The following is a 9,250-nucleotide window of genomic DNA, read 5'->3' on the forward strand; positions in this document are numbered from 1 at the left end:
AAAAAGCTTACCGTATAAGGGAAATAATGTTGGTTATTGAAGAAAATGCCTGAATATTCCTTCTTAATCTCTGTTCCCTGTTCCCTGTTCCCTGTTCCCTCGAACCAGTTGTTAAATTAGCATAACAAGTACGGTAGAGCCGATAGTTATAAATGAAAAAAACTCTATGCCAACAAGTTTCTTTAACCATGAATATTATAGCAATTTAGCCAAGGAAAGGATAATGACCCAAAAGAAAAGTAGACTAAAGGTAAGGGAGAAAAGGAAATGGGACTGCGGCGAATCAGTACAGCGGAATTTCCCCAAAATCGTTGGTTATACCCTGTGTAGCAGACCTTACCCTAACTGTTGTGTGGGGGTAGCCACAGTTCCCCGGTGCTGTAGTCCCAGTATTCATTCCGTCTCAGAGGATGAATTATTACAGAAGCAAGCATAATGACTGAAATCACACGATTGGGTATTGAGGTTTTCAGATCCCGGACTTCTTTGAGCAATTCCAAACTTTTGGGTATGTTTACACCAAGTCCGGGATCTGTGGATGCGATGATTGGCGATCGCAGCACTTTTAGCTAGGGTCAGACTCAGCCACCGCATGAGTGGAAGTGCGTGGGGTGCACAATACACGATTTTGGTACTTAACTCTCACTAATGACTGAGGACGGGCGTTAGCACACTCATTTAGAATTGTTTTGAGGGTTCAGAAAGTATTTTATGTGACTTTATGTCAATTTGGTCTTCCTGAGGGCGAGTCATAGTCAATGGAGAGCAACTACCGTGGTTGTGATCACGTATCAAACCATATCCAGACATGGTGGAGGTTAAAAAACTACAACGTGAAAATTATTGGCTATATTTTCATTCAAGTATATCAGCTGTAGTTATCAGGAAAAAGTGTGGCATTATTGAACAAAACATAACAACTATACAACATTTATGAGTAAATTACATCCCTCAAGAGAAATATCTGATTCTTGAGAATTCAAGTATGAAAATTATTTAGTGGGATAGTTTGAAAATAGAGATGCTAGACATCAACCTGTATTTGACAGCGAAAATAAAAACCAATGAAAGAAACGCTGAGAATTTTGGTTGTAGACGATGATGAAGTAGATCGCATGACAGTACGTCAGGCCTTAACTCAAGCTGGGGTCTGTATGGAAATGTCTGAAGTGAGTAATGGAAGTGACGCACTGGCGGCTTTAAGAACTACCACTTATGATTGTGTTTTTCTCGATTATTGTCTACCAGATCAAGACGTTTTAGTACTTATCCAAAGACTACGCTCTTTAGAAATCACAGTTCCTTTAGTAGTCCTTACTACTCACACAGATGAACAAATCGCTATGGAGTTGATGGAATCTGGCGCTACAGACTATCTCCCTAAGTCTAGGCTATGTTCAGAAACTTTAGCACAGGTTTTACGCTATGCTATTCGCATCCACCGCGCCCAAATGCAAACAGCTTTAGCAAATCAGCGACTCAGAGAAACTAATGAGCGGCTAATTCGTCAAAATCAAGAACTAGAAAAACAACGACAACAAATTCATCTGCAAAACTTCAAGCTGTTGGAAGCATCACGGCTTAAATCCCAGTTTTTGGCAACTATATCTCATGAACTGCGAACTCCAATGAATGCTATTCTTGGGTTTTCCCAAATATTATTGCGCCCAAAGTTCGGTAAGCTCACCAATCAACAAACAGATATGGTGGAGCGAATCTTAAGCAATGGTAAGAACTTGCTAATGTTGTTGAATGAAGTTCTGGATTTTTCCCAGCTGGAAGTGGGACAACTAGAGTTACAGCCGGAATTATTTGATTTAACAAAAACTATCAATATTGTTGTCGCCCAAATGCGTTCTGTGGCTGAAGCCAAAAAACTCTCTTTGGGAGTTGATATTGACATGAAAGACTCTCTGGTATTTAATGACTGCGGGCGTATACGGCAGATTTTAATCAATTTATTATCCAATGCTATTAAATTCACAGATTCCGGTACTATTTCCCTTGAAGTTAAAGAACTCCCCAACAACCAATTAGCGATCGCTGTACGGGATACAGGGATTGGTATAGCTCCCAGAGATTTTCAACATATTTTTGAAGCTTTCCGACAAGTTGATCAAAGTATGACGCGCAAATATCCTGGTACGGGACTGGGTTTAGCAATTATAGATTCCTTGGTGCAAATGATGGGGGGTCACATTACTTTGGAAAGTCAATTGGGGGTTGGTTCTATGTTTAGAATTGAAGTACCACGACAACTATCGTTACCAAGCAAAATCGGTAGCCTCCCAGTTTTAAATTTAGATGGTCACGATATTTTTTGCTCTGTTCAAAATCCTAACCATTGTCCGCCCAAATCTCGCAAAGCATCGATGGGTTTTCCCCATCTCAAACTCTAAATTATTGTCATAAACCCTTGATAAACCATGTCTGTTGTGGAAAAGCCTAAAATTGATCGCATTCTCGCTGTTGATGACAGTAAAGATAATCTGATTTTGGTTCAAACCATTCTCGAAAGTGAAGGATATGACATTGACCTAGTTACAGATGGTATTACAGCTTTGCAACGAGTTGAACAATGTCCACCTGATTTGATTTTACTAGATGTAATGATGCCGGGAATTGATGGTTATGAAGTGACTCGGCGAATTCGCAATCATCCTAACTTGAATGTTAACTATATTCCCATTCTGCTGATCACCGCCTTTCATGAATCCAGTGTAGTGCAAGGCTTAGATGCTGGTGCAGATGATTTCATTCGTAAACCGTTTGATACAGACGAACTTTTGGCTAGAGTGCGATCTCTGCTGCGCCTCAAGCATAGTCTTGACGAACAAAAAAAGATGGCGCGCCAGCGCGAAGATTTTGTTTCACGTCTCACACACGATTTGCGTACTCCTCTAGTAGCTGCAGACCGAATGTTAGATTTATTTCAACAGGAAACCTTCTGCCAAATTTCGCCGGAAATGAAACAGGCGATCACTGTGATGATTCGCAGCAATCAAAACTTAATGCAGATGGTCAATACCTTATTAGAAGTCTATCGCTTTGAGGCGGGTAAAAAGACTTTAAACGATGTTGAGTGCCATCTTACAGAAATTATTCAAGAAGTCAGTGGCGAACTTACTCCTCTGGCTCTTGAGAAAAACTTGGCTATCAAAATAGATACCAGTAAGTTAGATCTGCAGCAAGAAACAGCCGGTGTAGTCATGGGTGATCCCCTAGAACTGCGACGGGTGTTCAACAACTTAATTGCTAACGCCATCAAGTTTACAGATACAGGAGGTATAGAAGTTTGTGTTTGGGAAAAATTAGATAATTCTCAGGGTCAGGATTACGTTGTCATCGAGGTTACAGATACGGGTTATGGGATTGCGCCCGAAGATCAAGCTACTGTTTTTGAGCGGTTTCGCCAAGGTAAAAACAAACGGTCTGGTAGTGGGTTAGGCCTCCATCTATCCCGGCGAATTGTAGAAGCACACAGTGGTTCAATTACACTCAAATCTGAACCAGGACGAGGTAGTATATTCACTGTGACTCTACCAAAACATAGCAGTCACTAGTGATTGGTCATTGAACACTTTTGAGAGTTGAGCCAAAATTGAGTTGACCACGTAGCTGACGGCGAATTATTGCCTCTAGATCCTCGATCATATAAGGTTTACTGATGTAGTCGTCAAAGCCCGCTGACAGCAGCCGTTCTCGGTCTTCCCGAGCAGCTAAAGCTGTAACTGCGATCACTGGAATTCCCTCAGTTAGGGGTTCTTGTTTGAGATCATGCACAACATCAGTTCCACTCAGACCTGGTAATAAGATATCTAACATAATCAGGTCTGGTTGATGTTCTTTGGCTACTAATAGGGTCGCTGAACTGTCATTTTGACAAATGAATCTAAAGCCAAGGAACTCTAGGGCGTAGCCAATTAGCAGTAGACTGTCATCATGATCTTCCACTACCAAGATTAAAGGCTGCTGAAAGTTTTGCTTGTTTCCGTCACTCATGAATGAATGTGCCAGATACATCTGTTTTCCAGAAGGTTAAATTGGGATTGACCATAGGGTTCCTGAGATAATAACCGAGACATCCCGCAAAGAGGATTCTTATCCACGTGATAAACATGGGGAAAAGGAAGTTTCAAGCTATGGGTTGAGTAAGTACTTCTTGATTATACGCAAAACTACAGAATATTTTTCTCTGTACAGATAAAAATTATATATTACTTTGGTTTTAAATTTAAATACGTTAATTTACTTATATTTTGTCTCCTCCCCACATTCAGCAAGTAGCTAGGTGAAAGTAGAACCCCCCCACCTTGATGTGGGGGAGTGTAAATTGTGATTCCCCTGTAGGGATTGAGGTTAGGGTGTGGCCAACCTAAGTATTAACCGAAATGTTGAATTATGGCCTCGGCAAATTCAGAACACTTTAAGGGTTCCACTGGTGGTTCTAGTAACCGGGCTAAATCGTAGGTAACTTGACTGTTAGCGATCGCTTGTCCTAAACCATGCTTAACCAGGTCTGCAGCTTCTTGCCAACCAATGTATTCTAGCATCATCACACCAGAGAGAATCACAGAACCAGGGTTAATTTTATCCAAGCCGGCGTGTTTGGGTGCAGTACCGTGGGTAGCTTCAAACACAGCACAAGCATCGCCAATATTTGCCCCTGGTCCCATACCTAAACCGCCGACAATAGCTGCAGCTGCATCAGACAAATAATCGCCGTTGAGGTTCATGGTCGCCAGAATCGAATACTCATCCGGTCTAGTTTGGATTTGTTGAAAAATACTATCAGCAATCCGGTCATTGACCATGATTTTGTCTTTCCACTGGCCGTTACCGTGGCTATGCCAAATTGAGTTGAGAACAGTTTCAACTTCCTTGACAATTTGCGCTTTCTTCTCTTCAGTTAACGCATCATAGCCAGGGTCAATTTGACGGGCGTTATCTTCTGAGGAAATCTCAGAATTTTTTTCCTTGTTGCTTAAAATCCAAGATTCCCGTTCTGTGACGCATTCTTGACGAAATTCCGTAGTAGCTAATTCGTAACCCCAATCACGAAAAGCGCCCTCAGTATATTTCATGATATTACCTTTATGCACCAAAGTCACCTGTTGCTTGTGTTTGGGCAGTTGTAATGCGTGTTTAATGGCACGTCTAACTAAGCGCTGAGAACCGCTTTTACTGATGGGTTTGATGCCAATACCAGCATCGAGGGGAATTTGCTTTTTCCCATGTTCTGGGGTGGCGGGTATCAGTTCTTCATTGAGGATTTTAATCAAGCGATCGCCGATTTCACTGCCCTGTTTCCACTCAATTCCCAAATAAATATCTTCCGTATTTTCCCGATAAACAATCACATCCAGTTTTTCAGGATTTTTGTGAGGTGACGGTGTACCCGCATAATAACGGCAAGGGCGCACACAGGCATATAAATCAAAAATTTGCCTGAGTGCTACATTGAGAGAACGAATACCACCGCCCACGGGGGTAGTCAAAGGCCCTTTAATTGCCACACCATACTCTTTGATTGCGGTCAACGTGTCCTGAGGTAAATACTGATATGTACCGTATAAATCACAGGCTTCATCACCGGCGTAAACCTTAAACCAACTAATTTGACGTTGACCCTTGTATGCTTTAGCTACCGCCGCATCTAGGACTTTTTGGGTAGCAGGCCAGATATCAATACCCGTGCCATCGCCCCGAATAAAAGGGATAATTGGATTATCAGGCACAATGGGCTCACCATTTTTAAAGGTGATTTTTGTTCCGCTTGTGGGGGGGATAATCTTGTCGTACATACTTCAAACACTCCTGAATAGTAGGGCGCAAGTTGAAAACTCTTTCATGGGGTTCCTTGCGATTTTGCTGTGTCTTTTGTTCACCAAGTCACGAGGAGCAGATTTTCCCCTGATTCCCCTGTTACAGTATTTAGGGTGAAGCTATGGGATTTAGCGATAGCTTGCGTGGCGTAGCCATAGCAATGGCAATTTTGTACAATTGATTGCCTTGGGCACCGCGCACAGCGCAATCAAAAATAGTAAACTACTTTTCGCTATCAGTACTTCACCTTAGAGAACACCCGATAGCCAATCGCCTTTTCACTGAACGCTCACACGATTAATGGCATGACAGACCCAATGATTTTATCAGGCACTGCTGACATCGACTCCCTCCGACAATCGTTAATCGCTGGGTCTCTTCAAATCCAACAACAGATTATCCCACAGTTGGCTAAGTTGGGTAATGAGGGATTAGATGTGTTGATGGAATTTTTACAGAAGCGACGTGACCACCCAGCGAACTGGATCGATGGCAAGGCTTACCAAGTCCTCTATAACTCTGATGCACCTCAAGTGAAAGAATTTCTGCTTTCCTGTTTTCCTGAAGGAATTGTACCTCTAAAATCAGATGGCCGGGTTAATTATAATCCTTTGCAACATTTACTTACTACTCAAGACTTCCAATCCGCCGATCGCATGACAATACAAAAGTTATGTGAACTAGCAGGACCAATGGCTGTACAAAGAAAATGGTTGTATTTTACCGAGGTGGAAAATGCTCCAATTATTGACTTACAAACCATTAACAACCTTTGGTTAGTCCACTCTGGGGGTAAGTTTGGCTTTTCGGTACAGCGCGAAATCTGGTTAAGTTTAGGGAAAAACTGGGAAAATTTCTGGCCGAAAATCGGCTGGAAAAGCGGTAATACCTGGACGAGATACCCCCACCAGTTTACCTGGGATTTAAGCGCTCCTAGAGGTCATCTACCCCTGTCTAATCAACTGCGGGGAGTGCGGGTCATGGCTTCTTTATTATCTCATCCAGCTTGGTCTAAGAGTAGCAATACATGAATTACGCACATTGTTGAAGCACCCTAAATCCCGGACTTATGTAAACATACCTAAGAGTTGGGAATTAATCAAAGAAGTCCGGGATCTGAAAACCTCAATACCCTATTGTGTGACTTCTATTCATGAGAGTTGCAAGTGACTCGCATTCCTTCACAGAAATTCAAAGTTGAAATTTTACATCGAATCATGGCAAAAGTTTATTTACAAGATATTAGGCGTAGATTTAACAACGTCACTGCTATCGAGAACATTACTTTTGAAATCCCTGATGGAGAATTTTGGGTTTTAGTGGGGCCATCTGGTTGTGGTAAGTCTACAATTTTACGCACCATCGCCGGGCTAGAATCTGCTACATCTGGTAATCTATTTATCGGCGATTGCTTAATGAATAATGTTCCCGCTAGACAGCGTGATATTGCTATGGTCTTCCAAAACTACGCCCTGTATCCCCATATGACCGTGGCCCAAAATATCGCCTTTGGGTTACAAATGCGCAAAGTTGACCCTAAGATTATTCAAGAGCGAGTAGTAAATGTAGCCCAATCTCTGTCCCTGGAACAACTACTAGATCGCAAACCCAAACAACTTTCTGGGGGACAACAACAACGGGTAGCATTAGGACGGGCGATCGCCCGTGAACCGCAAGTATTTTTACTAGATGAACCCTTGTCTAATTTAGATGCCCAATTGCGGGATGATACAAGGGCAGAATTAAAGCAGTTACATCAACAATTAGGTATTACTACCATCTACGTCACCCATGATCAAGTCGAAGCCATGACTTTGGCTGATAAAATTGTGGTGCTAGATCGGGGGAGGATTCAACAAATTGGCGATCCTCAAAGTATTTATGCGCTTCCCGCCAACCAAATGGTGGCAACTTTTTTAGGGAATCCCCCCATGAATATTTTGCCTGCTATCTATAAAAATGATGTTTTTGATGTCAGTGGTCAGTTATTACCAGTTCCGTCTGGTGTCAGGGAAAAGGTACAGTTACGCTCCGGTCAAAGTTTTGATTTGGGGATTCGTCCTGAGCATATTTATATTCAGGAACCACAAACACCCGAAGAACTCACACAGGCGCAGTTGGGAGAGTTGTCTGTCCAGGTGAAGGTGGTGGAACCTTTGGGACGGGAAACTTTGATTCGTGCTAGTTTACCTGGTTCCATGACGGTGATTAATATTCAGACATCTGCTGATGTTCGCCCCCGTGCAGGTGACCAGTTATCTTTACAACTCGATTTAAATCACTTGTTTATATTTGATACCGCAACCGGCGATCGCCTTTGGCATTCCCCAAAGGGTAATCCCATCTTACCCGAATAGTTACAAAAGTTTAAATCCCGTGGCCTTCAGGATTTCCCTGTCCCCTTGCTTGACTATGAGGGTGGAAGAGCCTGCACCATCCTCCGTAATCGGTGAGGAAACAATGTATCTATAGTCTCCATTCACCCAACCCATCAGACATTCACCACGGCGACAGTTAACTGTACCACCTCTTAGTTTGATACAATTACCTTGGTCATCACATCCTTGATAGGAGAGATTCCCTGTATTATTTACACCTGACCAAGAGTTGCGACCACCAATAGTGATTGTCCACTTACCATTAGTGAAGGTTTCTAATTCAGTGGATTGGGGTTCACCTGTTGATGTTTCCTGCAAAATTTCCATTTGGGAAATTATTGATTCTTGACGAGTTTTACCGCAGGGTTCAGCACTTTCACAATCATTTAATGATGCGATTTCATAAGAGGCGCGTACTTTCTGATTTAAATATTTGTCTGCTTGGGCGCAAATCTCAAAGGATGCTCCGACATTATGTTCTTTTCCCTGATCATCTACTATGGTGGCGTAGCAGATAATATCGCCGGTGACTAATTCCTTGACTGTAGCGATTGTTGGCTGATTATTGCCGGAAACTTTATTACTATTGTCTGTGCTTGTATTATCTCCCCCCGTAGATGATGTATCCGCTGTTATCGTTTGATTTTCCGTTATTTCTGCCCTATTCTTTGTAGTATTTGTATTGTTATTGTCAGTATTATTTGGGGAAGTGGTACAACTATTAATCAAAATTGACGAAACAATTATTACCAGGGTAGCGATTAACTTATTCATGATACTTTGAATTCAACTTTTAATAAAAGAATACAGTTTGAAGAAACACCATCTGAATCTGAAGAGTTAAAAGCCATATATAGCACTACGCATACACGTTAGGACATCATAATTGTGGTTTTAAGGGAACAGGGAACAGGGAACAGGGAATGGGAAGGATTGGGAAGGATTGGGAAGGATTGGGGAACAACAAGCAGGGAAATGTCCTAACACTTGTGGTTACTGCTATAGTTTAATATTCGATTTAATATTCGCCCCGGCATAATCAAAAG

Annotated in this window: 9 protein-coding genes; 6 read left to right on the forward strand and 3 right to left on the reverse strand. The window is 42.1% G+C overall.

Annotated elements, in window-relative coordinates; all coding sequences use genetic code 11:
* Positions 1-166: 166 nt before the first annotated feature.
* The 4 genes from PN447_RS15295 to PN447_RS15310 all read left to right on the forward strand — a co-directional run bounded on the left by PN447_RS15295 (position 167) and on the right by PN447_RS15310 (position 3,563).
* The gene (locus PN447_RS15295; RefSeq protein WP_271763884.1) at positions 167-436 is read left to right on the forward strand and encodes a hypothetical protein; all 270 of its coding nucleotides are present in this window, start codon (positions 167-169) and stop codon (positions 434-436) included.
* Complete coding sequence (locus tag PN447_RS15300) at positions 436-573, forward strand: hypothetical protein (protein ID WP_271763885.1); 138 nt, start codon at positions 436-438, stop codon at positions 571-573. Before PN447_RS15295 ends, PN447_RS15300 begins: the two co-directional genes overlap by 1 nt.
* A 491-nt stretch (positions 574-1,064) precedes the next feature.
* Positions 1,065-2,399 carry an ATP-binding response regulator gene (locus tag PN447_RS15305; RefSeq protein ID WP_271763886.1) on the forward strand — a complete coding sequence of 445 codons (1,335 nt, stop codon included), beginning with the start codon at positions 1,065-1,067 and terminating at the stop codon, positions 2,397-2,399.
* A gap of 27 nt (positions 2,400-2,426) precedes the next feature.
* Entirely contained in the window at positions 2,427-3,563 is a 1,137-nt protein-coding gene (locus PN447_RS15310) for a hybrid sensor histidine kinase/response regulator (protein WP_271763887.1), read from the forward strand.
* 7 nt (positions 3,564-3,570) lie between these two features.
* Here PN447_RS15310 and PN447_RS15315 read toward each other — a convergent pair whose 3' ends face one another.
* Both PN447_RS15315 and PN447_RS15320 read right to left on the reverse strand, forming a co-directional pair.
* On the reverse strand, positions 3,571-4,023 hold the full coding sequence (locus tag PN447_RS15315; RefSeq protein WP_271763888.1) for a response regulator: 453 nt from the start codon (positions 4,021-4,023) through the stop codon (positions 3,571-3,573).
* Between the two features lie 359 nt (positions 4,024-4,382).
* On the reverse strand, positions 4,383-5,804 hold the full coding sequence (locus PN447_RS15320; protein WP_271763889.1) for an NADP-dependent isocitrate dehydrogenase: 1,422 nt from the start codon (positions 5,802-5,804) through the stop codon (positions 4,383-4,385).
* A 327-nt stretch (positions 5,805-6,131) separates the two neighbouring features.
* On the opposite strand from PN447_RS15320, the gene PN447_RS15325 reads away from it, so the two are divergent.
* Both PN447_RS15325 and PN447_RS15330 read left to right on the forward strand, forming a co-directional pair.
* On the forward strand, positions 6,132-6,857 hold the full coding sequence (locus tag PN447_RS15325; protein WP_271763890.1) for a GUN4 domain-containing protein: 726 nt from the start codon (positions 6,132-6,134) through the stop codon (positions 6,855-6,857).
* Between the two features lie 186 nt (positions 6,858-7,043).
* Positions 7,044-8,183 (forward strand): ABC transporter ATP-binding protein, encoded by a 1,140-nt coding sequence (locus tag PN447_RS15330; protein WP_271763891.1) that lies wholly within the window; start codon positions 7,044-7,046, stop codon positions 8,181-8,183.
* On the opposite strand, the gene PN447_RS15335 is transcribed toward PN447_RS15330, so the two are convergent.
* Positions 8,184-8,978 (reverse strand): hypothetical protein, encoded by a 795-nt coding sequence (locus PN447_RS15335; protein ID WP_271763892.1) that lies wholly within the window; start codon positions 8,976-8,978, stop codon positions 8,184-8,186.
* Positions 8,979-9,250 lie beyond the last annotated feature (272 nt).

The organism is Anabaena sp. CS-542/02 (genome assembly GCF_028331085.1).
Lineage (GTDB): Bacteria > Cyanobacteriota > Cyanobacteriia > Cyanobacteriales > Nostocaceae > Anabaenopsis > Anabaenopsis arnoldii.

Excerpts from the sequence above, each read along its gene's own strand:
- PN447_RS15315 (WP_271763888.1), bottom strand. The coding sequence starts at position 4,023 with ATGTATCTGGCACATTCATTCATGAGTGACGGAAACAAGCAAAACTTT.
- PN447_RS15330 (WP_271763891.1), top strand. The coding sequence starts at position 7,044 with ATGGCAAAAGTTTATTTACAAGATATTAGGCGTAGATTTAACAACGTC.
- PN447_RS15310 (WP_271763887.1), top strand. The coding sequence starts at position 2,427 with ATGTCTGTTGTGGAAAAGCCTAAAATTGATCGCATTCTCGCTGTTGAT.
- PN447_RS15325 (WP_271763890.1), top strand. The coding sequence starts at position 6,132 with ATGACAGACCCAATGATTTTATCAGGCACTGCTGACATCGACTCCCTC.
- PN447_RS15300 (WP_271763885.1), top strand. The coding sequence starts at position 436 with ATGACTGAAATCACACGATTGGGTATTGAGGTTTTCAGATCCCGGACT.
- PN447_RS15320 (WP_271763889.1), bottom strand. The coding sequence starts at position 5,804 with ATGTACGACAAGATTATCCCCCCCACAAGCGGAACAAAAATCACCTTT.
- PN447_RS15295 (WP_271763884.1), top strand. The coding sequence starts at position 167 with ATGCCAACAAGTTTCTTTAACCATGAATATTATAGCAATTTAGCCAAG.
- PN447_RS15305 (WP_271763886.1), top strand. The coding sequence starts at position 1,065 with ATGAAAGAAACGCTGAGAATTTTGGTTGTAGACGATGATGAAGTAGAT.
- PN447_RS15335 (WP_271763892.1), bottom strand. The coding sequence starts at position 8,978 with ATGAATAAGTTAATCGCTACCCTGGTAATAATTGTTTCGTCAATTTTG.